This window comes from Arthrobacter sp. TB 26, from assembly GCF_000427315.1.
GTDB lineage: Bacteria > Actinomycetota > Actinomycetes > Actinomycetales > Micrococcaceae > Arthrobacter.
In genome coordinates, this window is sequence record NZ_AUPJ01000310.1 from 1 (window position 1) to 22,506 (window position 22,506).

16 protein-coding genes are annotated in these 22,506 nt (G+C 59.3%); 8 read left to right on the forward strand and 8 right to left on the reverse strand.

Features of this window, described 5'->3' with window-relative positions; all coding sequences use genetic code 11:
• Nucleotides 1-102 precede the first annotated feature (102 nt).
• The 3 genes from K789_RS0111520 to K789_RS0111530 all read right to left on the reverse strand — a co-directional run bounded on the left by K789_RS0111520 (nt 103) and on the right by K789_RS0111530 (nt 3,105).
• The gene (locus K789_RS0111520; protein ID WP_024366786.1) at nt 103-1,458 is read right to left on the reverse strand and encodes a hypothetical protein; all 1,356 of its coding nucleotides are present in this window, start codon (nt 1,456-1,458) and stop codon (nt 103-105) included.
• A 172-nt stretch (nt 1,459-1,630) separates the two neighbouring features.
• On the reverse strand, nt 1,631-1,975 hold the full coding sequence (locus tag K789_RS0111525; protein WP_024366785.1) for a helix-turn-helix domain-containing protein: 345 nt from the start codon (nt 1,973-1,975) through the stop codon (nt 1,631-1,633).
• Entirely contained in the window at nt 1,972-3,105 is a 1,134-nt protein-coding gene (locus tag K789_RS0111530) for a tyrosine-type recombinase/integrase (protein WP_024366784.1), read from the reverse strand. The genes K789_RS0111525 and K789_RS0111530 overlap by 4 nt, the downstream gene beginning before the upstream one ends.
• Before the next feature lie 1,283 nt (nt 3,106-4,388).
• Between K789_RS0111530 and K789_RS0111540 the strand changes: the two genes are divergently transcribed.
• The 8 genes from K789_RS0111540 (at nt 4,389) to K789_RS0111580 (ending at nt 17,632) form a co-directional block, all read left to right on the forward strand.
• Nucleotides 4,389-5,201, forward strand: coding sequence for a TIGR04255 family protein (locus K789_RS0111540; protein ID WP_084507474.1), 813 nt, complete (start codon nt 4,389-4,391; stop codon nt 5,199-5,201).
• 1 nt (nt 5,202) lies between these two features.
• The gene (locus K789_RS0111545; RefSeq protein WP_024366897.1) at nt 5,203-5,874 is read left to right on the forward strand and encodes a hypothetical protein; all 672 of its coding nucleotides are present in this window, start codon (nt 5,203-5,205) and stop codon (nt 5,872-5,874) included.
• Complete coding sequence (locus K789_RS0111550; RefSeq protein ID WP_024366898.1) at nt 5,871-6,665, forward strand: hypothetical protein; 795 nt, start codon at nt 5,871-5,873, stop codon at nt 6,663-6,665. Before K789_RS0111545 ends, K789_RS0111550 begins: the two co-directional genes overlap by 4 nt.
• Nucleotides 6,666-7,440: 775 nt before the next feature.
• A complete protein-coding gene (locus tag K789_RS0111560; protein ID WP_024366900.1) occupies nt 7,441-8,550 on the forward strand; it encodes a DNA cytosine methyltransferase in 1,110 nt (369 codons plus the stop codon).
• A gap of 163 nt (nt 8,551-8,713) precedes the next feature.
• Complete coding sequence (locus tag K789_RS0111565) at nt 8,714-12,010, forward strand: sacsin N-terminal ATP-binding-like domain-containing protein (RefSeq protein ID WP_128081614.1); 3,297 nt, start codon at nt 8,714-8,716, stop codon at nt 12,008-12,010.
• A 9-nt stretch (nt 12,011-12,019) separates the two neighbouring features.
• Complete coding sequence (locus K789_RS0111570) at nt 12,020-13,558, forward strand: ATP-binding protein (RefSeq protein ID WP_051181022.1); 1,539 nt, start codon at nt 12,020-12,022, stop codon at nt 13,556-13,558.
• Nucleotides 13,555-14,559, forward strand: a complete 1,005-nt coding sequence (locus K789_RS0111575) for a PD-(D/E)XK motif protein (protein ID WP_024366903.1) — start codon at nt 13,555-13,557, stop codon at nt 14,557-14,559. The genes K789_RS0111570 and K789_RS0111575 overlap by 4 nt, the downstream gene beginning before the upstream one ends.
• Entirely contained in the window at nt 14,546-17,632 is a 3,087-nt protein-coding gene (locus K789_RS0111580; protein WP_024366904.1) for a Z1 domain-containing protein, read from the forward strand. The genes K789_RS0111575 and K789_RS0111580 overlap by 14 nt, the downstream gene beginning before the upstream one ends.
• 183 nt (nt 17,633-17,815) lie before the next feature.
• Here K789_RS0111580 and K789_RS0111585 read toward each other — a convergent pair whose 3' ends face one another.
• The 5 genes from K789_RS0111585 to K789_RS0111605 all read right to left on the reverse strand — a co-directional run bounded on the left by K789_RS0111585 (nt 17,816) and on the right by K789_RS0111605 (nt 22,420).
• On the reverse strand, nt 17,816-18,400 hold the full coding sequence (locus K789_RS0111585; protein ID WP_024366905.1) for a recombinase family protein: 585 nt from the start codon (nt 18,398-18,400) through the stop codon (nt 17,816-17,818).
• 26 nt (nt 18,401-18,426) lie between these two features.
• A complete protein-coding gene (locus K789_RS0111590; protein WP_024366906.1) occupies nt 18,427-19,746 on the reverse strand; it encodes a hypothetical protein in 1,320 nt (439 codons plus the stop codon).
• Between the two features lie 376 nt (nt 19,747-20,122).
• Nucleotides 20,123-20,629 carry a hypothetical protein gene (locus K789_RS24605; RefSeq protein WP_416352800.1) on the reverse strand — a complete coding sequence of 169 codons (507 nt, stop codon included), beginning with the start codon at nt 20,627-20,629 and terminating at the stop codon, nt 20,123-20,125.
• Nucleotides 20,613-21,818: a relaxase/mobilization nuclease domain-containing protein gene (locus K789_RS24610; protein WP_084507477.1), complete on the reverse strand. Its 1,206-nt coding sequence runs from the start codon at nt 21,816-21,818 to the stop codon at nt 20,613-20,615. Before K789_RS24610 ends, K789_RS24605 begins: the two co-directional genes overlap by 17 nt.
• Nucleotides 21,815-22,420, reverse strand: a complete 606-nt coding sequence (locus tag K789_RS0111605) for a plasmid mobilization protein (RefSeq protein WP_237739584.1) — start codon at nt 22,418-22,420, stop codon at nt 21,815-21,817. The genes K789_RS24610 and K789_RS0111605 overlap by 4 nt, the downstream gene beginning before the upstream one ends.
• Nucleotides 22,421-22,506: the final 86 nt, after the last annotated feature.

The window sequence follows — 22,506 nt, forward strand, 5'->3', positions numbered from 1 at the left end:
AACTGGATAAGCGGGTTATCGCTTTGGGGTTTATTCCTCGCTCCGTGGGCGAGCTGAGGGTCTCTATCGATGATGCTCGCCGTCATACCCTCTGGTGCTTTGTCACTGGGTTTTGTTCGCAGTTTGGTCGCGACTGCGCTCTTCGGCGAAGCGGGGGTTCTTGCCGACAACGTAGCTCGACATGGGTGCGCCGGCGGCTCCCGCGTGGCGGGACAGAGTCTGCTTGCTGTATCCGAGCATGCGGGCAAGTGACGTGGCGTCAATTTCTTTGACCAGGCTCTGCAGGGTGGTGTTGCGGATGCCTTGGATGTTGACGCCCATCCCGCGCAGCTTCAGGAGGTGGGTGTTGGGGGATCGGGGTGCTCCTGCGCGGACGCCCGGGAAGAGCCAGCGTGTATCGCGGTTGACTGTCTGTTGGCCGGCGCGGTCCTGGAGGTGGGCCCAGAACATGGGTGCCAGCAGCTCGGGAATAGGTGCCGGATACCGGCCGAGACTGAGGAACATGCCTTTGCCGGTCACTTCGACGTCGTCGATGGTGAGCATGGCGATCCTGCCGATGGGGATGCCATAGAGCAGGAAGATCAGCCCCGCGATGCGGATCGACAAGGCGACGTTGTCGGCCTCGATGAGCTTGCGGACAAGGTCCAGGCGTTCCTGCTGGCTGAGGACGGGCGTCGTCCTGGCCAGCCGCGCAGCGACCTGGATGTCCTTCCCCGGCGTTTCCCGCTTGAGGTATTGGATGAAGTTCCGGATATGTCGACGGGTTGAGGTGCCCTCGGAGAGGTATTCGTCGATATGTATCTGGCGGAAGGAAGCTGCTGTCCGGCGGTGCTCATCGAGGAGCCAGCGGAGGAACTTTCCGGCCTCTGTGATCTCCTGCTTGGCCGAGCGCACGGCATAGTTCATGTTCTTCGTCGCGGATGACTCCGCCCGAAGTCTCTTGAGGTGATGCCAGCGGGCGAAACGCTCGATGGGGGCGTGGATTTCCGGCGTCGAGGAGAGCTGGTCGAGGCGTTCTTCCAGCCACTGCTCGAACATGGCCAGCTGCCGGTCTTCCTGTGCGGGCAGGATCCGGTTATGAGTGAGGATCGCGCGGACGTGCTCGACCGCCGGCGTCTTGGGCAGTTCGTCGAAAGCCCGGTGGGAGAGCTCGATCTCCCTGTCACCGATCCGTTTGAGCAGCCCGGCGGACCGGCCACCGTTGCTGCGCAGCCAGGTGTAGATGCTCTCCGGCCGCGTGGCCCCGGTCAATACCTTGATAAGGCGTTTGAGCCGCAGGTCGGGTGGGTCATTCGGCCTCAGAAGCTCCGTCAGATCGTTGGCGAGAACGCAGGTGATGCAGTGACCCCCGCGGAAGCGCTCGGCCTCGCGGCCGCAGTTGTCACAGGTGAGGTCCGTCGTGATGCCGGCGCATTCGCGACAGATGTCGTCGCCCGCATCCGTTCGACCTGGCAGCATTCTGTCGGCACCGCAGAGCGGGCATTGACCGTATCGGTGGGTTGCGTTCGTGAAGCATATTCCGCAGATCCGTCCGTCTGGCCAGCGGACCCGGATCTTTCCGGTGGTTCTCCCGCAGCGGTCGCAACCCTCGCTCGTCCTGTTTGATCGGGGACGACCGCGCGGCTTGAACTCACTGCTCATCGGGACGGGTAATGCGGGCGCGGACCGGGCGGTAGGCCTCCATCAGGGGGACATCCGTGCCGTCGCCGACGGCGGTCCGACGGCGCTGGGTGCGGGTTTCCGTTCCTGTGTAGGTAAAGATTTCGTTGGCTTCGACCTTGAAGATGTCGCAAAGTGCTGCCAAGACCTGGAAGGCGATCCGGTCCGGGTTCTGTCCGACGAGTCGGTAGATCTGCGACTCGGAGAGCGTGATGCCACGCTCCCGAAGCGGAGCGACCAGATCGCGGCTGTTGCGCATCCCGGCGCGTGCCATCAGCTCCTTGACGCGGAACTGGTAGTCGATTTGACGGTTCATCGTGATGCCTTTCCGGAAGGCGTTGTGGGTTTGGTCAGCAGCTTGCTGTTGCTGGCCAGGAGGGTTGTGTTGAGCACGCGTTCCAGTTCGCGCGCGGCGAAGTCGGGGGAGGGAAGTGTGTAGATCGTGGTCGTCGCTGTGTGCTCGTGGCCAACCTGCATCGAGATGAACTTGGTGTCATAGCCGTACTCGGTCTGCATGTGCGTGACATAGGACCGTCGCAGGGAGTGAAGGTCGAGCCCCGGCGGAAAGCCGAGTTCGTCGAGGAATCCGCGCATCCGATCCCGGAGGTTCTTTTCCGGAACCAGGCCGCCGCGGCCAGTCGGGAAGAGATCGCTGACAGGCTGCCCGTAGCGGGGAAGACCGCGTTTGACCCAGTCATCAACCGCCTCGGCTGCCCAGTCCAGGAGGGTCAGCACGGACCGCTGTTTCTTGGGGGAGCCCTTCTGCGACTTCCCGAACCGGACGCGCAGAATGCCGTAGTCGCCGAAGTACGGAGCCTTGACATTGCGGGAGAAATCGACCAGGCCGAGGTGACGGAGTTCGTCGCGCCGAAGGCCCCAACCGTAGGCGGTCTTGAAGGCGACGGCGTCACGCCACGCGGCAAGAGCGCCCTTGCGTCCGGAGTTTATGATCCGTTCGACTTCCAGGTCGGCTAGGTCGAAGAAGGCCTGCAGCTCCTCGAGAGTAAAGGCACGCTTCTCCGGACCCATATCGGCATCCTGGACGTGCCTGGCTTTGTTGAACTCGGTGATCACCTGGGAAAAGGTTGTCCCGAAGAGGCGCCCGCAGTTCTCGTTCCACGGGTATTCAGGGTTGGTTGCATACTCGCAAAACAGTTTGATGTCCGTCTGGTAGGCCCGGACAGTGGACAAGGCCAGGTTCTCGACACCGCGAAGATGGTCGAACAGCTCGTCCGCGTCGACGGGGGCCCACTCCCACGGATACTTGCCCGAGAAGTCCGCCAGGCGCATAACAGATGCGACCCGGCGCCTGGTCGTTTGCATGGTGAAGTTTTGCGCCGAGTGCGATCGCTTCCACCCGGTGAGCACCTCGCTCAGGAACCCGTCACGATCCGGCTCTCGATTAGGCAGCGGGAGGAACGCGAGACCGCCGAACTTATCACCCAAGGAGCCTCCTATGTCGACTGCAATTTTTGCAGTCAAAATGCAAAAAATGCAACAATGAGACACAAAATGCCTGATCAGACCCGGATTTTGCGACACAGGAAACCACAACAGTTCGCCTCGCCCGAGGTGATCCTGCGCGTGGCGAATCGAGCGAATCGCCTGGTCAGGGCCGATCTCGGCTCCTGAGCGATCGTTATCAGAAGTGGATGTATTCGCAGAAAATGCGAATAGCCTCTTTACTCCACAACATAATGACCGTTGGTGGGGGCGTTGATGTCGGGGGCGGCCCAGCGTTGAAGCTACCGGTCGGCCGGACTCAGAACGCGTTCTGGGTCCTCTCGAGCCGGACGGAGGACTGAGCTGGAAAGTTCTATGAAGTTCTAGCTGGTTCTATGAAAAACCGTAGATCCAGCTAGAACTTGGTAGAACTCTGAACACCTGAGGTCTTCACCCCTGAGAGACCGGGGCTGAGGACCTGGGTTCGGGCCTGTGCGCTCCTCGACGGCGGCCGTTGGCCTCCGTCAGCCCAGAATAGGTACACCGTTAGCCGCGAAGCCCTTGGCTGTCGTGGAGCTCTCGAAGATGATGATTGCAGTGGACTGAAAGGGGCGAGGCAATGTCCGATGTGGGTCCGGACGCCCGAGCGTCTAGGAAGCAAACCATTCTGCGTATACGGAGGGGAATCCGGGCGGCCCAACTTCGGATTACCCTCGACGAGGTCCAAGGACGTCAGACGCCGGAGGCGGTAGTACGACTTGCACAGCTAACGCCCCCGAAGCTGCCGTCACCCTTCGTCACGTTGAGAATGCCTGACGGGAAGCTCCGGAGGGATCCGGAGGCTCGGAGAGAATTGGCTCTCCATGTGCGCCGCAATATTTTGGCGGCGCAGTTGAGGGTGGCCCTGGACAAGGAACGGGGCCGGGTGACTCCCGAAGCCGTGACGAGGCTAGCCCAAATGAAACTTCCCACCTTGATGTAGGCCCGGCGATGACTACCGCGGACGGTCGTCCGTGGCGCACTCGGGCGGGCAGAGGCGCTTTATATGCGACGGCTAAAAGAATGACAGCCGTGGAAAGGCCGCTGCTGACCGCGTTAGGAAGGTCGGCGCTGGTCCGGGGCGGCGGAGGACCCCTCTAGACCAGCGGATCGGTCGACGGGAACTCGATCCACTCGTAACGATCGTCCGTTGTCGAGACAGCGAGCACGCAGCTCAGTTCATGCCGTACCTATGTCCTTCTTCTGAGAGTATGTTCCGAGTGTAAAGTTGTGTGTAAACTGCGGTCATGACAGATGTCGCCGTTTCACGTCGTCCCCATTTGGAGCACTCGCCCTTAGTGCTCGTCCTCTGCGAAATCCGCTTCTCTCCCGTGCTGGCAATTGATCAACACGTCACCGCAATTCAGGACCATCTTCGCAACAATGGTTTCCCCGACTACTCCGTCGCCACCCAGCAGCAGATTCAGTTCGGCGTCGATGGAGGCGTCCAGCTGCAGCCGAGTCTTCGCTGGTCGTTCGCCTCGGCCGACAAGAAGCGCGTGATGACCCTGACAACTTCCTCGATCGCGTTGCAGGTGACCGACTACCGGACGTTCGAGGACTTTCAGGAGGCGTTACGTCTCGTCGTCGATGTGCTGAGCCGAGAGGTTCAACCTGGCTACGCCGACCGGATAGGCCTGAGGTATGTCGACGCCGTCGTGAACGTCGGCTCCGATCTCACCGAAATCTTCACGGAAGCCGTTACAACGTTTAGTCCGGAGGAATTGGGGGTGGAATCGCTGCTGTCCAGCCAGCAGATCCTCGCCCGGTCGGCAGTCGGGCAGCTCCTAATCCGGATGAACCAGGTGGAGAACACCCCGATTCTCCCGCCGGACCTGCTGACACCCGACTTTCCGCAGTTGGCAGCCGCCAAGCCGGGTATCCATGCAATATTGGACATTGACAGCTCGGATGAGTCCCGGACTGCCTTCAACTTCGACGTGATCGAGCCTCGACTCTGGTCCGTGCACGGGCCGGCCAGCGCGGCCTTTTGGAAATCCGTGAGGCCGGAAGCCTTGAAGAAGTGGGGACTCGTGCCAAGCGACCAGACGGGAGAATGAAATGACCACCATACTCGAACGTCCGCGGACCGGTACCCAGTGGGCATTCACGCCATCGGCCGAGAGAAGCGACGGCTGGGCAAATGCCACGCGGCAGCTGGTCGAGGCGCTTTCGGCGGACTTGGGGACGGGATCCGACCCTCTTCGGTGGCTGGCTTACTGCAGTCACCTGTCGTCGACCAGGTCATGGTCCTTGTTCGACCGGGAACCGCAGGCACCCGTCTTAGAGCGTCGTCCTGTCTCCGACCTCGTCGATACTATCCGGTCGGCATTCCAACTGTCCGTCACCGAGCTGGCGTCGGTGCTGCGCGTCAAGCGTCCAACGATCTACTCGTGGTTGAAGGACAATCCCGAGCTCCGCCCGGAGAATGTGGAGCGTCTTCGCCTTATGACATCGCTGGCGGATGAGTGGCTGAAGCTCGTGCCCGGGATGCAGGGGCCCGCCTCCCTCCATGGTGCAGCGCCGTCGAGGGACTTCGTCGCACTTCTGTCTTCCGAGGTTTTCGACGCCGATGGTATTCGGATGGCACTGGCCGATGAGGCGACGGCGGCGAGGAGCGTCACGCGTCGTAGCCGCTTCAGGGAAGACCTCAGGTCACGTACCCCGCGACGTTCAGAGTCAAACTTTGACGTTGCGACGGGACGACCCCTCGGCCCCCAAGCGATCAGATGAGCTTCAGTGAACTCGAGGCAATCACTGCGAACGGATGGACGCAGGGATCTTTTCTCGTCGCTGACGTCGCACGCGGCCTCGGGCTCGATGGTGACGGCATCGACGGATGGCTCGTCGCGTCTCACCCGTGTGATGTAGTCTCCCGGAGTTTGGGCAACGAACCTTTCGTGGACCTCGTGCCCGTGCGCCTAATCGACGCAGTTGACGGCACATACGCCTTCGGGGCGAACCCCAGAAAACTGCACGTCGCCATCGTTGAACGCGCATTCGAAGCCGACCTGATCGGTCGGCTGACCCTAAGTCGGGAACTGCTCGGGAACGTTATGCCCGCCGGAAACCTCGACAAGAAGTCGGCCCGCACGTTCGCTCAGTGGTTGGGCAGCCGGTACTCCCGGCCGTTCTTCCCAGATGCGTTCAACAACCGCCGGCAGCCGTCCTCAAAACGCGTCAACATCATCCTGAAGCGGCTTGGCTCAAGCCTGTCGGGGGTATACATCGATGTGTCGGACGCGGAGCTCGAAGACGACGAGGTCTATACAGTCACCTTGCTGTTCACTATTCTCCCAGAGGTGGCCAATGACCCTTCGGCCTGGGCCGACGCCAACAAGGCCGCCGACCAGATCGTCGACCTATGGAACGACGAGAAGGGGATCATTGTTGACAAACACTTCGTCGAATCCGAAGATGACGTCCCGATCAGCATGCTCAGGACTTACACGCGGCTCGACTTCGACTCTTACACAATTCGTGGCGATGAAGCCGGCGACCAGCCGCTTTCGATCTCGATCTAGCTGGCCTCGTTACCCGGATGATCGATTCTGGGTCGTAAAACGCGGTTCGGTTGCCAGGTGAAGTGCGTCGGAGCTCAGGCCAGGGCTAACTAAGGTGCGAAAGGGATCGTCAGGAGTCTTGCAACCAGAGCCTCTTCTATCCTGCACGGTCCTATGTTGCTGATGTAGCCAGTGGGCCCCTCGACGACAACGGAGAAGCCCTGCAGGGCTTTGAAGTGGCGTATAAAGCCAGCCAGTAATTCTCACTAGAGGTAGGTATGAAACGTGCAGGGTGACGGTCAGATCCAGCCATTGGGATGGTTTCATGCTGTTCAAACACGGGACGCCGTTGCCCAGGCGAGAGAGGGGTGGCCCTACTTTGAGGCCCAACCACGGGGGACCGACTCGACTGGAATGTTGTTGTTTGAGATCCGATTCGGAGACGGGGAGTGGATGCTCGCGGTCGAAGCTGACCTGTTGCCATCAGATCGGTAGAGCGTTTGGCCTGGATTCGAAGCTACATCTTGACCTCTGTCGGCCCAGCACCACCGGCCAAGCGACGCCCCGGGCCTCCGACCGCCAGCCTGAGACGCTCTCGTGGACGGAGGCCCTAAACCAGTCAAGTGAGGCGTTGACGGCGGCGCAAAAGCCGCGACGCGGATGGGGATGCCGGCGAATCGATTGGAAGGCGACGACACGCCTACGTCCGGTCCTGTGGGAGAAACGTCTCCGACGCGCTGCGGTGAGTTGGTGCTCGTTTACGGTCTACGCTGTGTAGCCGGCTAGAATCCTAGACATGGCCAAACCACTACGACTGATTGATCTCTTTGCCGGTGCTGGCGGAATGACCGAAGGGTTCGAGTCCACCGGAAAGTTCAAGACTATCGTCGCAGTTGAACATGACCAACAGGCCGCTGCCACATACGCCCTTAACCACCAGGCTAAGCGGGTCTACGCAGGAAAGATCGAAGATTGGCTTGCAGAGGGCCGCGTACCTGAAGCCGACGTGATCATCGGGGGGCCGCCCTGCCAGGGCTTCTCGGCCCTGGGCAAGCAGGATGTATTGGACGAACGCAATTTTCTCTGGAAGAAATACGCGGAAACCATAATAGCCGCGAAGCCGAAGTACTTCGTCGTGGAAAACGTGCGACAGTTTCTGAAGTCGGCGCAGTATGAAGAATTCGAACGTTGGACTCAACCGGGGAAGCCCCTCGAAGAGTACATTCTGCAGCCATACCTTCTAAATGCCGCTGATTTTGGCGCCTACCAATCGCGCGTGAGGAGCATCGTCATCGGCCGCCTGAGAGAGCTGCCGGAAGTGCCGAAACCAGAGGGTGCTTTCAGCGGCCGTCATCGGACCGTTGGAGAAGCCTTCGCCTCTATTAATGCCCACGTAGTCGAGACTCAGTTCCCCCAGGTCTCCTTCGAGTACAACGGGCAAAAAATGCCGGGCCCCTATAGTATGCAAGACCTACATGTGACCCGTAACTACACTCAACTCTCGCTCGACAGATTTAAAGAGATCCCACGTGGGGGCAATCGGTTCAACATCCCCACACGACTTCTGGCTGATTGCTGGAAGTCTCATAAGACGGGGTCCGGCGATGTCATGGGACGGCTCCGCAACGACCGGCCTTCGGTGACGATTCGGACCGAGTTCTTCAAGCCCGAAAAGGGTAGGTACCTTCACCCGAATCCGAGCGTGCATCGGGCCATTACGCACTTTGAGGCCGCTAGGCTCCAAGGATTTCCGGACGACTACAAATGGGCAGGGTCAAAGACTTCCGTTGCTCGCCAGATTGGTAACGCGGTACCCGTCCAGCTCGCAAGCCACTTGGGGAACCTCTTGGCAGCACAGTTTCATGCAGAGGTTGCCGAAGCGCGAGGTCTCACCGTCGTAGAGTAAGCTGCAGCGCCTCGAATAAGGCGTGCTCGTCCGCAGTCAGCAACTTGCTGTTTGCGCTCAAGTACAGGGTTTTCCGCTCGTGGGAAGCCCTGTCACGGATCCTGGGGGAACAAACTTGCCATACGAGTCTTGGGCAGACACGGAGGGTGGTCTGAGTCGTTTTGTGGCAGGTGACACACTCCAAGCGCTGAATGCGTACAAAGCCCGCCCAGACTTGGTCCGCGAACACAGCAACATTGAACAGGCGATCACCCAAAGCGGCTACGGCCGCAAACAGCTGAATGAGCTGATTCAGAATGCCGCAGATGCTGTGGATCTCCCAAATGGGCGGGTGCGGATAGTACTAACCGAAGGAGCGCTCTACTGCGCTAATGAAGGTTCCCCGTTTACAGAAGCTGGGTATCGCACGCTGATGCTCTCGCATTCTTCTGAAAAGAGGGATGACCAGATTGGGCGCTTTGGGCTTGGGTTCAAGTCCGTAATTCAGATTTCGGACTCGCCCCAGATTTTTAGTAGAAGCGGTTCTGTGGGGTGGGACAGGCGGCTGAGCACTGAACTCTTGGAACCCTTGTACCCTGGACTGGTTTCGTATCCAGTCCTGCGGATTGCGACCCCTGTCGATCCTGCTGCAGCGGCAGAATCTGATCCTGTCCTTGGCGAACTTATGTCCTGGGCTACGACAGTGGTGAAGCTCCCGTTGGCCCAGCAAGCCGGGTGGCTCACCGAGGAGATGCGCGCGTTCCCACACGAATTTCTGCTTTTCTCTCAAAACGTTGGTTCCCTTGAGTTCGACAACAGAATTGACGGAACTGTTACTGCGTGGTCCGCACGACGCGATGGGTCCGACGTCATCCTGGAAAACGGCGAATCGCAGGAAGAATGGCGGATCTTCCGGCACAGGCATCAGGTCAGCCTCATGGCAGCCGCGGAGGCAGGGTCGATCGCAGCTCGAGAATCCGTTGAAGTCACTTGGGCGGTACCCATCGCTGGCAATCCGCGCCGTGCGCGTGGCTCCTTTTGGAACTACTTTCCCACGAGCCACGCGACCTCTCTGCGGGGGATTGTGAACGCGGCCTTCAAGATGAATGAAGACCGTCACAGCATGCTTCACACGCTCTATAACAAGGAAATTCTTCAGAAGGCCGTTCCGATGATGGTCGCGGGGGCGCTGGCCACGTTCCATGATGCGGCGGATCCGGCCGGGTATCTGGACTTCCTTCCCGCACGTGGGCGGGAGGTCATTTCGTGGGCTGACTCTGTCATTAATGAGCCCATCTTCGTTGCGCTCTCGGCCGTCCCCTGTTTGCCTGACAGGGCAGGGGAGCTTCAGGGCATCTCTGATTTGTTCTTCCCGCCAGATCTGGATGAAGCGACTCGCCTGGAGGAAATGTGGGACAGCTGGGTAGGGCTTGATCGGCCGTGGCTGCATCGTTCAGCATCGGCAACCAAAGAACGCCGGCTTATGGTGCGACGGCTCTTGGGCATAGCGAACAAGGGAAGAGCTCCAGTTGAGCAATGGCTGGAGGAGGTTACACATGGCCGGGGGCTTGATGACTTCGAAAATGCTCTCCGCATCGCGGTCGAGATAGAGAAGCGTCATCCGGACCATCAGGCCGCCATGCGCAGGAGCCGCATCGTGCTCATGCGGGATGGCAGCGCGCGGCCGCCCGTGACGACTAAAGTGTTTCTCCCCATAGACGAACAGGACGAAGGAGATAACCTCGTTTCCTATGAGCTGCTGCACCACGGTGATGTGGGCACTCTCCTTCGGGCGCTAGACTTCCAAGCCCTTGATGACAGAGGCAAAGTCGATCGCATAGCCCGACAAGTGGCAAAGGACTACGAGGATGACGGTGCTGCCGACTCTCTCTGGAGGCTGTCCAGGGCGCTCCCACTTCCGGAGATGCTGTCCATCATCGGCGACAGGCTTGATGTCGATAGGCTCCGCGTCCGGTCGAAAGACGGGCGCTGGCGTCCGACCGCTGATGTGTGGCTGCCAAACGGTCTGATTCCGACGGGCAGCATCGGAGATGAACATCTTCTCGTCGACGATCTCTTTCATCGACAGGATCTCAATCTCTTGAAGAACCTGGGGCTGAGAAGCACCTTACCGGAGCCCGCGACCCTGAAGGATGGCCCGGCGTACGACTTCTGGAAGTCGGCCGAGGCCGCGAGGATTTCCGCGGAATCAAGAAATTCGCCCGTGCCGGTGTCAGAAGCATCGCTTCGCTTCAGGCCGGCAATGGCCACTGCCGGCCTCCACCTGCTGGCCAAGGCATCCATCCGCACACGCGAAAAGGTCACGCAGAGGATTCTCTCTAATAGCCAGTACAAGTCCAAGGTGGAATTCAGCAGCGCCTACAAGACTGCCCAGGTCATCGACGGACCAGACATTTGGTGGGTACGGAACTACGGTGTCCTTCAAACCCGGCTGGACTTGGTGGACGTCAAGTACTGCGCCGGCGCCGTCGAGGGGATTCCTGTGGGATTCCTTCCCTATCCCGGGCCAGAGCACGCAGAAAAACTTGAACTGCCGAACACCGTCGAGACCGTCAACTGGAGCTTCGCCTTGCCGCTGGCCGAAAAGAAGCTTCCGTGCGGACGCGTTCATGAGCTATATGGCTTACTGGCAAAACTTGGACTGCGTCGGCCGGCGGAGTTCCTGGTCCAACAACCGGACGGGTCCACGACCAGATATGCGGCGGAGTTCACAACCGTTGCAGAGGACGAGAACACCTATCAGTTCCTTCTGAAGTCCGCCAAGGTCCCAGTTCTCTATACCGGAAACCCAGAGCTCACAGAGCCCCTCGTGGACCGCTGGAAGCTCCAGGCAGTCAAGGTGGAGTTTTTCAGCGCCTTCGAGCACGTGAAGGATGACGAAGCGGAAACGGAGGCCATCAGCTCCCTGTATCCCTTCCTCCACCAAGTTGAGTCAAAAATCAGGCGAAGCTCCAAATGCATCCCGTGTCTGTCGCTGCGCACCGTCCGTTCAAACAGCTTCAGCGAAGAGCAGGAAGTAGAGCACCATGAAACGTTTCGCGACGGGTCAAATTTCTACTATTCATCCTCTCTGTCCAGCAGAAGGCTCCTAACCGCGCTGCTACAGGACGCTGGCAGCGTCCGCCGAGCCGCGGATGTGGAAGCAGAGATGCGACGGCTGGCAAAAATAGGCAGCACACCGCCTGAGAAGGGCCACGAACTCGAACCCGATCCCGAGCCCCAGGAACTCAAGACGCATGTCAGCGGGTTTATCCCGCTGGACGCATCCAGAAACCTGAGCGAACAAATCACGTTGATCGAACGGGCGGTTCTTCGCTACCTGGACACTCCAGAAGCAGATGTTTTTGACCTCAGGATCAACTTCGAGGTGGACACATCTGATGGAATCGCCATCGAGGCAGTTACCAAAGTGACGGAAAATGTTTCGAAGCTCGGTGGCCAAGCACGATTCGAGGACTAAGAAATGTCAGTGCGATACGAACTCGACGAACATCAATGGTCAACCGAGACGGTCTTGCCGGACCCCTCAGCCATTGCCGCGATCGGAATGCACCACAACCTCACGAGTGCGCTGGCAGACATAGTCGACAACTCAATCGATGCCGAAGCGAGCCAGATCCGGATCCGTTTCGTGCAGCGGGGAACCGCTATTTTGGGGATCCAGATCATCGATAACGGAAGAGGCCTGACCGCTGAAGACATCAAACGAGCGATGACCTTCGGCGCGCGGCGCGACTATGGATCGGAGGAACTGGGACATTTCGGGCTCGGCCTCAAGACAGCCTCACTGTCGCAGGCAACTTCCTTTGAAGTCTACTCACGTCAGAAATGGGGTCCAGCAGTCGGGCGCCGGATGGACCAGACAGTCAGCCGCGACTTCAGCGTCGGTGTAATGGCTGAGGGGGCCGCAAACGAGCGGCTTGACCGGGTAGCAGGCATGGATCTGACAAGCGGCACGATAGTGGAGTGGCGCGGACTCAAAGACGTCATACACACGACCGAACAGAGCGATCTAACCGAATGGAGATCAGCCAAGCTTCGCGCCATCCGCGAACACCTTGGAGTCACTTTTCATCGCCATTTGCACCAGGGCGACATCCAAATAGAGATAGACACCTTCGATGTGGACCGCGATAGAGCTCTGCCACCCACTCGCGTCGATCCCATTGACCCGTTTGAGGACTCCTTGGAGCGGGATGGATACCCCCGTAATTTTGTGGTCGATCTTCCGGACGGAGCATCCTGCACCCTTGAGGCACACGTATTTCCTCCACGTCTGAACTCACCCGCATTCGACTTGGGCGGTGAACCGGGAGAAGTACGACAGGGAGTTTACCTGTATCGACGAGGAAGGCTCTTGTCGGGAGGACAAAACTGGGCTGGCCTGCGTCTGCCGAAGAAAGAGCTCGGCCTTGGGCGCATCAAGATTGACCTTGACGCAGCGAACGAGCACTACATAACGCTCAATCCGGAAAAGGTCATGCCGGTCTACTCTGCAGATTTCACCACGGCGATGGCCCGAGCACACACACCCGGGCCTTCACCCACTTTCTTGGATTCATATTTTGCTCATCTGCAAAGCGTGCACAAAGATGCGAAGAAGACCAAACGCCAAGAGATACGGCTCGTTGAACCAGCACTCGGCTTGAATCCCAGTGTTGTGTCTCGGCTTGATGGCCTACAAGATTTCTCTGATTTCGATCCCATCGACCTGCGCTTCGTAACCCTTCCGTCCTCCGAGCTGTTCCGGGCCGATCGCTCGGCCCGGCGAGTCGATGTAAATGTGGAACACGTCCGGAGAATCTACGGGTCCGAAGGCAGGTTGAGCAATCGAGACGGACAACTTCTCAAAACGTTTCTTTACTTCCTTCTGGAAAGCGATTTTAAAGTCGAACAACGATGGAACCCCCTGCGCGAAGAAAGACATCGCATCCTGAATGAGGTCCTGATGGTTGCCTTTACTGAAGATTTTGGTCAGCAGAACTACGACGAAAATGGCAGCAGATGATCCCGAGTTCACCCGAAGCCGTTCGCAGACTGGATCCCGAGACGATCGAACGGTATTTCAAGTCCACCAACACGGTTGTGCATCTTCTTTGCCAGGTTCCTCGCTGCGAGCTTCGCATCGAGCCTTCGGCCGGGAGCCTTGAACTCCGTGTTCCCAAAGACGCCTCGATCCCTGACCTCAACCCCTTCGAGAACATTGACGTTGAATACTTAGCCGACCAAGACTGCTACAGCCTGAGACTCGCGGCCGATGGAATGCACTACGCTGCATACTCATTCATAGCCAAGATTGTCGAGGAACTGCAGCAAGGTCATTACTTTTCTGTCGCGGTTTCCCGGAGCATCAATGAATATGAAATGCTCCTTCAAAGCCGTCAGCTACTGACCCTGGAGAAGCAGACCGGGCTCCTGGGAGAGCTTCTTCTATTGACATATCTCTGCAGCGCTGACCCGGCTTCCGCGCTGACCGCGTGGCTTGGACCGGAAGCCGAACAGCACGATTTCGCGTTCGATAGCTTCGACCTGGAAGTCAAGACCACCAATTCAGAACGACGAAGTCATCGCATCGGATCTGCAACGCAGCTTCAACCCACGCCGAATCGTCAGCTGTGGTTTATGTCAGTTCAGATCACGGCGGCCGGCGAAGCAGACAACGCATTCAGCCTGGTCGACCTGGTAGCCAAGGCTCGAGAGGCCCTTGGTCCTTATGCTCAGCAATTCAATGAGTACTTAGGCAGGCTGGGGTGGAGGGAGACGGACATTGAGTCATATCGCAACTCCTACGTTCTCCGCTCCCATCCAGCCTTCTTCCAAGTTGACGAGCACTTTCCCTCTCTCCAGGATTCCGCGCTAAGACTGGCGATTCCCCACTATGAGCACCTTTCAGACGTCTCATACAGGACCGATGTCTCGCACCTGCGTGAGGATGAAATTCCCAACCCGCTAAGTGGATTTGCTGCTTACACGAGTTCCTACTACGGAGGTCCTGATGCCCACAGCTGAGACCAAGACAGACGCTGTCACGAGCGCCATCGCGATGATCGCCGAGAGGGGCCCCAAGCCACTCCTCAACCGCGTTAATTTCTCACTCGAGGAAGACGGCGTCGAAGCCCTCACACATTTGGGACTGACCGACCTCCTGACCCTAGAGGGCGACCCAAACGACCCCATCCAGGTCGAATTCCGTTTGGCGCTGTCCAGATGGGATCAGACAACCGATTCGCAGTGGCTCAGCGAGGCACCGCAACCCGCGATCCATCCCAAGGGCCGGGAACGACGCGCCTACGTGCTAGGAAAACTGGGCTTCTCCGAGGCAGAATTTGATGCCATCAACTCGTTCTATCCGATCATCAACGCAGGCACAATCGTCGCGAAACCCACTGACGGGCGCTGGCCGTGGTATTCATCGGACCGTCGAATGCGAAGCCACTACTGGGACGTCTACCAAGGGGTACTCAAGCGCCGGGGCTTCGATGCTGATGCAATCGTGGCGCTAGATGAATCAACCACGGAGATCGTTAGCCGGTTCGCAGACCCCACATGGGACGAAACTTATCAGACCAAGGGTCTCGTCGTGGGTCACGTTCAAAGTGGGAAGACGGCGAACTTCACCGGCACCGTAGCAAAAGCCATCGATGCCGGCTACCGGCTCATCATCGTATTGACCGGCACCCTTGAGCTCCTTCGAAGCCAGACCCAACGCCGCCTTGACAAAGAACTCGTTGGCTTCGAAAACATCGTCGGTGGCATCGACCTCTCAGACGAAGTATTGGCCCGAGAAAACATCGACTACATAGCGAACCAGGATGCGGATTGGCTGGTCGGCGACAAATTCGTAAAGTTCGGCTACGACCCCGAAAGTGTTCCGGGGGTCCCCCACATCATCCGCCTTACCAAAAGCACGGATGACTACAAGTCACTCAGAGCTGGCCTCAGCACCCTCGACTACAAGTCAAATATCCGCAACCAACAGAAGATCTACCATCCGGACAACCTGTGGGATACGCCTGTCCGGCTCGTAGTGATCAAGAAGAACGCTGCAGTCTTGCGCAAGCTCATCAAAGATCTCAAGCAGATCCGAGGCAACACCCAGGATTACCCCGCCCTGATCATCGACGATGAGGCCGATCAGGCCGGAATCAACACCAAAAAGCCCCCTGTGAAGCTCACCAAAGAAGAACAGGAGGAAGAAATTAAGCAGGCGCGAGAGCGGACCGCCATAAACAAGCTTTTGTCCGAACTTTTGGGGATATTGCCCCGCGCCCAGTACGTGGGATACACGGCAACCCCTTTCGCCAATGTTTTCATCGATGCCTCGGACGTTGATGATATTTATCCCAAGGACTTTATTTTCAGTCTGACTCCTCCTGACTCATACATGGGGGGCCGTTCCTTCCACGACCGTCATGCAGTCTTTGAACCTGACGAGACTAGAACTCCTGCTACAAGCAATCAAGCCGCGTATGTGAGAGACATATCTTCAAGGCCTGACATGGTTGATCTGCGGCAGTCTGAAATGCAAAGTGCCGTGGACTCCTTTGTTCTCAGTGGAGCAATCAAGCTTTGGCGGGAGGCGAGAGGCAGTCAGGGCGATTTCAAGCATCACACGATGCTCTTTCACGAATCTGTCAGACAGGTCGAGCACGATGCTCTCGCCCGCGAGATTCATGGTCTATGGAAGAAGTCCGATTATCTGGGCTTCGACGGGTATGACCGCATGGCGCAACTGTGGGCGGACGACTTTGACATCGTCATGCGGGAACTGACGCAACGTACCGATTCTGAGTTGCCCGATCCGCGTCTACACCCCGTCCCTTCCTCCTTTGACGACGTCGCGGTCTACCTCCCGGAGGTCGTGAAGCGCGTCGAGTCCGGGCTTAGCCCTATCGCAGTTGTAAACGGCGACAAAGACAGCGAGTACACGCAGGCCGGTGCCGACTTCCAAAAGGGACCAGTGTGGAAAATGCTAGTGGGCGGGGCAAAGCTCTCCCGCGGCTATACGATCGAGGGCCTGACCGTGACCTGGTACTCACGAAAGGCTCTGGCGGCGGACACTCTGATGCAGATGGGCCGCTGGTTCGGTTACCGGCCCGGTTATCGGGACCTTGTGCGCTTGTACATCGGGCGAAATGTTCCGGCGTCGGCCAACAACCCTAAGCCATATGATCTGTACGAGGCTTTTGAATCGATGATTGGTGACGAGGAAGAGTTTCGTGACCAGCTCGAGCTCTTTGCCGAACTCGATGAAAACGGACAGCCGCAGGTGCGTCCTATCGACATTCCGCCGCTCGTGTCCCAGAGTTTGCCGTGGCTTAGGCCGACTGCGCGCAGCCGCATGTACAACGCTCAGATGGTTCAATATGCAAAGGGCGACCGCTTCAAGGACTTCTTCTACCTGCCATCCCGGCTTCCGAAAGAAACCAAGAACCGTGAAAACCTCGTAGCTATTGCGCCCGTGCTCAACTGTCTGACGGAGGTGGAATCCTTCGAGTACACCACCAGCACCAACAAAAAGTCGTGTTACGAGGCTAGGACTGGCCTTGTGCCAGCACAAATAATTATCGACTCCCTCTCTTCGTTTGAATGGGGCAGGCCGGGTCTCTTTGCCGCGGACATTCAGTTCGTGAAAGAAGCCGCAGAAAGGGAAACCATCACCTGCTTTAAGGTCGTTATGCCAATTCCGACAGGGGATCCGGAAATGCGGACGATCGATCTGGAGGAGACGGGATCTGTCGAGTTTCCCATCATCGAGCGGAAGAGGCGTGAACGCGGCGACTTTTCCGGATCTTCGCGGTGGACAAGAATGCCGCTTGAAGAGCAATTCACCAAAGAGAAGGCGCCGGGCGATCTTTCTTCCCGTACGACAGGGGCAGTCATACTTACCCTTGCAGCAGATCAGTGGGACGGTCAAAAGGCGTACTCTAATCCTGCCGCGCTGACTCCAGATGTTGCTAATCCAGCGGACATCGTAACGCTTTTCTCATGGGCCCTTCCCCATGCTGCCGCGCCGAAGGGAAAAGCTGGATTCAGTGTACTGGCGCCCGATCGTCCAGATTCTCCTACGGTCGAAGCGTAGACATGCTTTGCCCACGCCACCTGCAGGGTCCAGCGCCGGTTCTAGCGCTGCCCGTATGATTCCAGCGAGCACGAGCAATTCTTACTAACCATCTCCTAGATGAGACGAGACTCGTTCACCGCCAATGCGTCGGTGAACGAGTCTCGGAACGTTGTCTCAGAAAGCCCGGCCTCGGAGTGGGGTTTACAAGACTCCAACTGCTGAGCGGTGACGGTAGTACGTTGCCTTAGACCACCCCACCGTCCGGGATGCATCCACGACTCCGAGTCCCTCGGAGTCGATGAGGTGCTTAACCGTCCTGAGGTTCAGAGCGACTTTCTCGGCGTCCGGGGTCGGACGACCAAACTTCACGCCCCTGGCCTTGGCAGCATCGACGCCGGCACGGACGCGTTCCTGGATGAGCTCGCGTTCGTACTCGGCGAAGGTCGCCATGAGATTGAGCATCAGACGTCCTTCACGGGTGGAGGGGTCGATGCCGTCGGAGATGGACATCACCTCGACTCCCCGGTCGAGGAGGTCCTTCACCGTGGTGACGACGTCGATCATGGAACGCCCGATGCGGTCTATACGCCACACGACGAGTTCGTCACCCGCACGGAGTCTTCCCTCCAGATTGGTCCACCCCGACCGGGTCTTGGCTTCCTTCGAACCGGAGACCTGGTCGGAAAAGATCTGCGTCGCGTCGACGCCTGTATCAATGAGTGCCCGGCGCTGGAGGTCGTCGTCCTGCTTGTCCTTCGTCGACGTGCGCGTGTAGCCATACTTCATGGTGGATTCCTTCCTGGAACTGTTGGTCAGGACGCGGCCAGGAGCTGCTCGCGCCAGGCTTTCTTGATGTCGGACCGCGGCGACGGAAGGGTGATGATGTCCGGGTAGCCGCCGTACCTCTGCCGAAGGGACAGGGCCTTTTCGAAATCTTGTTGGCTCCCGTCTGCTGCGCGCAGTTCGGGGCCGCCGAGTACAAGCGTGGCTGATGAGATCGTCCGGCGGTGGTCGATGAGGTCCTGCCGAATTTCGGGCATGATCTCAGCGGTAACGGCGTCGGCGGGCTCAATGCCAAGCGCTAATTCGGCATAGGTCAAAACAGCACCCAGATGAGTCAGCGTTCGGTCGCGGCTAACGTGCGCGGGGGAAGTCAGACCGAGGCTGGCGGCGTATCTTCTCGCTTGGGAATTGCGAGCGGAACGACTGCCCTTGGCGTCGTTCCACATTGCGATCATGTCGATCAAATCGACACGATCGCGTTCGGTCTGTTGGACGGCGAGACGTTCCTGGTGCTCGGGTGTGGCCCGCTCTGCCTCGAATGCGGCTTCGCGAGACGCACTTTCCTCGGCCAGCTGGCGGACTTGTGCATCGCGTTCGGCCTCCCGTTCGACAGCGGCCTGGCGTTCCCATTCAGCATGTTCCGCGGCGAGGCGCGCCCGCTCGGCCTGTTCTACCTCGGCCGCCTGTCGGCGCTCTTCGTAAGCCTTGTGCGCGGTTTCTTCGGCTTTCTGGCGCTTCCACTCGGCAGCCTGGCGCTCCAGCTGGGTCCAGTGGCCCGTGCTCTTGGTCAAGTAGATCTTCTTGTTCTGGTCATAAACATCGCGTGGGGTCAGTTCGCCAGCGAGTATCCGCTGAGCGAAGCGGTCAACCGCCGCGAGACGTGCCGGACGCTCAGGATCGACCTTCTCGCGGGCATTTAGCGCGTCGACCTCTGCGCGCCAGTCCCAGCCCGGTGTCGCGATCATCTCGTCGTCGCCGTACCGGGCCTTGCCGAGTGCCTGCTGGTCAGGGTGTTCGTGGGTGTTGTAGCGGGCGCCCCGTGACATTGCGAACTTGCCGCGGTCGGTGCCGGGTTCGCCCGGGTGGGCGATGAAGGGCTTCACGATGACCGGCACCGGAAACTTGCGCTGCATCGCCGCGGCGGTGCGCTGGGTCTTCGAGTAGAAGAAGACATGGCCGTGTTTTTCGGTGCCGGGGTCGCGGTCGTGGATCGCGCCGTGGCCGAGGTCTCTGGGGTGGGCGGCGACGAAGTCTTCGATCATCTCCCGGGTCAAGGCATTGGAGACGATGGACCAGCCGCGACGGCGGGGAGGCCTTTGCGCGGTAGGGTTGGTGGTGTTCTTGGACATGTGCTGATGTCCTCTCTGAAACCCCCGGTTGCCGCCGGGGGTTTCTTCGTTATCCGGGTATTGCCGGTGTCGGGAATTGACCTGGCATGCTCACTTTTTCCTCGGCACACTCACTTTTGCGGGGCGCGTACTCAGTTTGTATAGAAAAAGTGAGTGCAGATCCGAACAGGAGAAGTGCGGAATCATCGGGAAGTAGGAGGTCCACGAGTACTCACTTTTTTGGCAGCCAAATCAAGCCGGGTACGAGCGCGCACGCCCAGATCGGTACGATTCCGCGGGTTGATGGACTCCCGAAGGCGAAACGTACTCAGTTTTCGTGTGTTGCTGTTGGAGCTGGCTGCCGTACGCTTCTGTGCGATGGATTCCGTGCTACACGTCATCGCTTCTCCCTCCGCCACCGCGGCATCCCGGCGCCCTTCCAGGTAGCGACCAGTGAAGTGGTCCACCTGACTCCGGCGAAGAGACCGTACGCGGACGCGGACAGGCCGCACACTATGGCCAGCCAGCGCCCGATCCCGAGCCAGACACTGCCGTCGACATCGGAGGCCCACTGCAGTCCCGTAAAGAGTCCGGCGATGACCATCCAGATCCCGGCGACGACTATTGCCACTGGCAGGAGTGTCAGGAACATGGCTGCAGCCGCCGACCACAGCTGGCGATCAGTCAGTCTGGCGGTGCCTGCCATGATCAGCTCGGCTCGTTCGTTTGCAGCGGCCAGGCTGGCCGTGATGACCTGGGAAGCTTCGCCGGTGATCTGGCCGACCGCTTTTTCGATCTGCTGGCCGGCCAGCTTCTCGATGCGTTGCTGAGCCACTGCGGCACTGCTGATGAAAGCCTTGTTCTCGTCAGCCTGCAGCTGGAGCCGTTCAATCGCCGAAACCATGCCCTCCCGGTTCCTCTGCGTCTCGAGGATCAAGCTCCTCGAGGCGTCGCTGAAGTTCTTTCCGTCGAGACTGCGCGAGAAGTCGATGAGCCTCTTCTCGATCTCGCTCAACCTGTATCCGATGCTCGCGATTTGCGGCGACATGCCGGCGAAGGGCTGTGAGGTCGGCGGAAGGGCCTTCTGCAGTTCGTCCTTCACCGTCTCCTCTATGACGATCTGCAGGTACGCCTTCAACCCGTTCACGGCCTTCGTCTGCGCGTTCACCGCGGCGATGACCTCCGCGTTTGACGGCTCCGACGGTATCGACTCTTTCGAGCTGTGCTGCTCCTGCCGGAGCCGGTCCGCGAGTCCCATGAGTGGTTCCATTCTGTTGGTTCTGCTGGTGGATGCCGAAGATGGCCGCGGCCCCGTCGGCAGTGAATTCCGGGGTGAGTGCTGAGGACTTCTTGCGTCCAAGCTTCCCGTTGTCCGTGCGCCGCATCTTGTAGCTCCACCCGTCACGGTGGGTGACGGCGAGCGTGACGCCCTGTTCTTCGAGCACCTGCTCAAAGGCCTGCTGATTGACCGAGCGGGGATCAGAGAGCGCAGTGTAGACCTTGTCGCCAAGAGTTTGTTCGAACCCTCCGGGGGCGAATGCCTCCCGCCGGAGCTCCCAGTCGGGCTTGGGCTCCTCGGGGTCGGGAAGCACTCGCAGACCCTCGTCGCGCATGAGGTCATCGTTCAGCTGACGGAGGCCGTGCTTCCAGCTGGTGTAGCGCTGGAGAGACTTTCCCGTGAGGGAGTCGTGGTTGGCCACGAGGATGTGCGCATGCGCGTGACCACCTGCTGAATCCGCATGCACCGCGATGAGGTAGTCAGCGGTATGCATCCGGTCAGTGAACTTGACCGCGATGTCCAGAACACGTTCCAGATCGTCCGGGTCGGTGACATCGAACTCGTCGGGAGCGAAGGCGAGGACATAGGACTGGAGCTCGATCTTGCGGCCATGGACAGCGGCCATCATCTCGGTTCGTTCGATGAAGGCGGCTGGAGAAGCACCGTGGTTACCAGCGACAGAGATCGCGAATGCCGCCGCGCGGGTCTGACCGGTTTCGATGAGTTCGGCACGCCGCTCCCTCGAGTTCCCGAAGAGGACGTAATTCACGGCCCCTGCGGCATCGCGGGACGATCGGACATTGACCGTACTCATGAGGCCGTCCGGTCCCCGAGGGAAGTGCGCACCTCATCGACCGCGACCCGCACCTGGCGGAGCAGAGCCTCATCGACCCCCCGGACGTCTCCAGAGTGGACGGCCCGGAGGACCTGATTGAGATTCTGACCGACCCGGCGAAGCTGTTCCACCGCCGTCGCAAGCTCCGGCTGAGGCGACCCCTGGGCCGCCAGATGCATCCGTGAAACCTCATCCCTGCGGGCGTCCAGAGCGTCAAGGACGACCCCGCGCACCCACGCACTCGGCTTGACGCCGAGCACGTGTGCACGGAGACGGATCGCTTCGCGCTCCGTCTCCGTGAGCCGCACGTCCAACGAGACCCGGCGACGCTCACGGGTGGTCTCGTTGGACGTACGGCTGTGCCTACGCGGGAGGGACAACGGATGCAGGCCAGCAGGGTTTTTGTCGGACATTTCGCTGGCGCTCATGTCCGACAAAAACCGCTGGCCCTCGTCCTCGGTCGCTACGCTCCCTGCGGGCGAGGGGGAGGGGAGACCCGCTTCGCGGTCGGTGGGAGTAGCAGTGGACCGCTCCGAAAACTGCCTCCGGAGGAGCGCGGCATGCTTCTCCATGAGGAGCATGCCCTCCAGACGGCTGCCAGTCATACCCCGATAGCCTGGCGCTACGGCATCAATTGAACTCTGGGTGCCCGTGCCTCGGCGGGCTT

Bases quoted from the DNA above. Each gene is read 5' to 3' on its own strand.
- K789_RS0111520 (WP_024366786.1), bottom strand. From the start codon at position 1,458: ATGCTGCCAGGTCGAACGGATGCGGGCGACGACATCTGTCGCGAATGC.
- K789_RS0111525 (WP_024366785.1), bottom strand. From the start codon at position 1,975: ATGAACCGTCAAATCGACTACCAGTTCCGCGTCAAGGAGCTGATGGCA.
- K789_RS0111540 (WP_084507474.1), top strand. From the start codon at position 4,389: ATGACAGATGTCGCCGTTTCACGTCGTCCCCATTTGGAGCACTCGCCC.
- K789_RS0111545 (WP_024366897.1), top strand. From the start codon at position 5,203: ATGACCACCATACTCGAACGTCCGCGGACCGGTACCCAGTGGGCATTC.
- K789_RS0111550 (WP_024366898.1), top strand. From the start codon at position 5,871: ATGAGCTTCAGTGAACTCGAGGCAATCACTGCGAACGGATGGACGCAG.
- K789_RS0111560 (WP_024366900.1), top strand. From the start codon at position 7,441: ATGGCCAAACCACTACGACTGATTGATCTCTTTGCCGGTGCTGGCGGA.
- K789_RS0111575 (WP_024366903.1), top strand. From the start codon at position 13,555: ATGATCCCGAGTTCACCCGAAGCCGTTCGCAGACTGGATCCCGAGACG.
- K789_RS0111580 (WP_024366904.1), top strand. From the start codon at position 14,546: ATGCCCACAGCTGAGACCAAGACAGACGCTGTCACGAGCGCCATCGCG.
- K789_RS0111585 (WP_024366905.1), bottom strand. From the start codon at position 18,400: ATGAAGTATGGCTACACGCGCACGTCGACGAAGGACAAGCAGGACGAC.
- K789_RS0111590 (WP_024366906.1), bottom strand. From the start codon at position 19,746: ATGTCCAAGAACACCACCAACCCTACCGCGCAAAGGCCTCCCCGCCGT.
- K789_RS24605 (WP_416352800.1), bottom strand. From the start codon at position 20,629: ATGGTTTCGGCGATTGAACGGCTCCAGCTGCAGGCTGACGAGAACAAG.
- K789_RS24610 (WP_084507477.1), bottom strand. From the start codon at position 21,818: ATGAGTACGGTCAATGTCCGATCGTCCCGCGATGCCGCAGGGGCCGTG.
- K789_RS0111605 (WP_237739584.1), bottom strand. From the start codon at position 22,420: ATGCTCCTCATGGAGAAGCATGCCGCGCTCCTCCGGAGGCAGTTTTCG.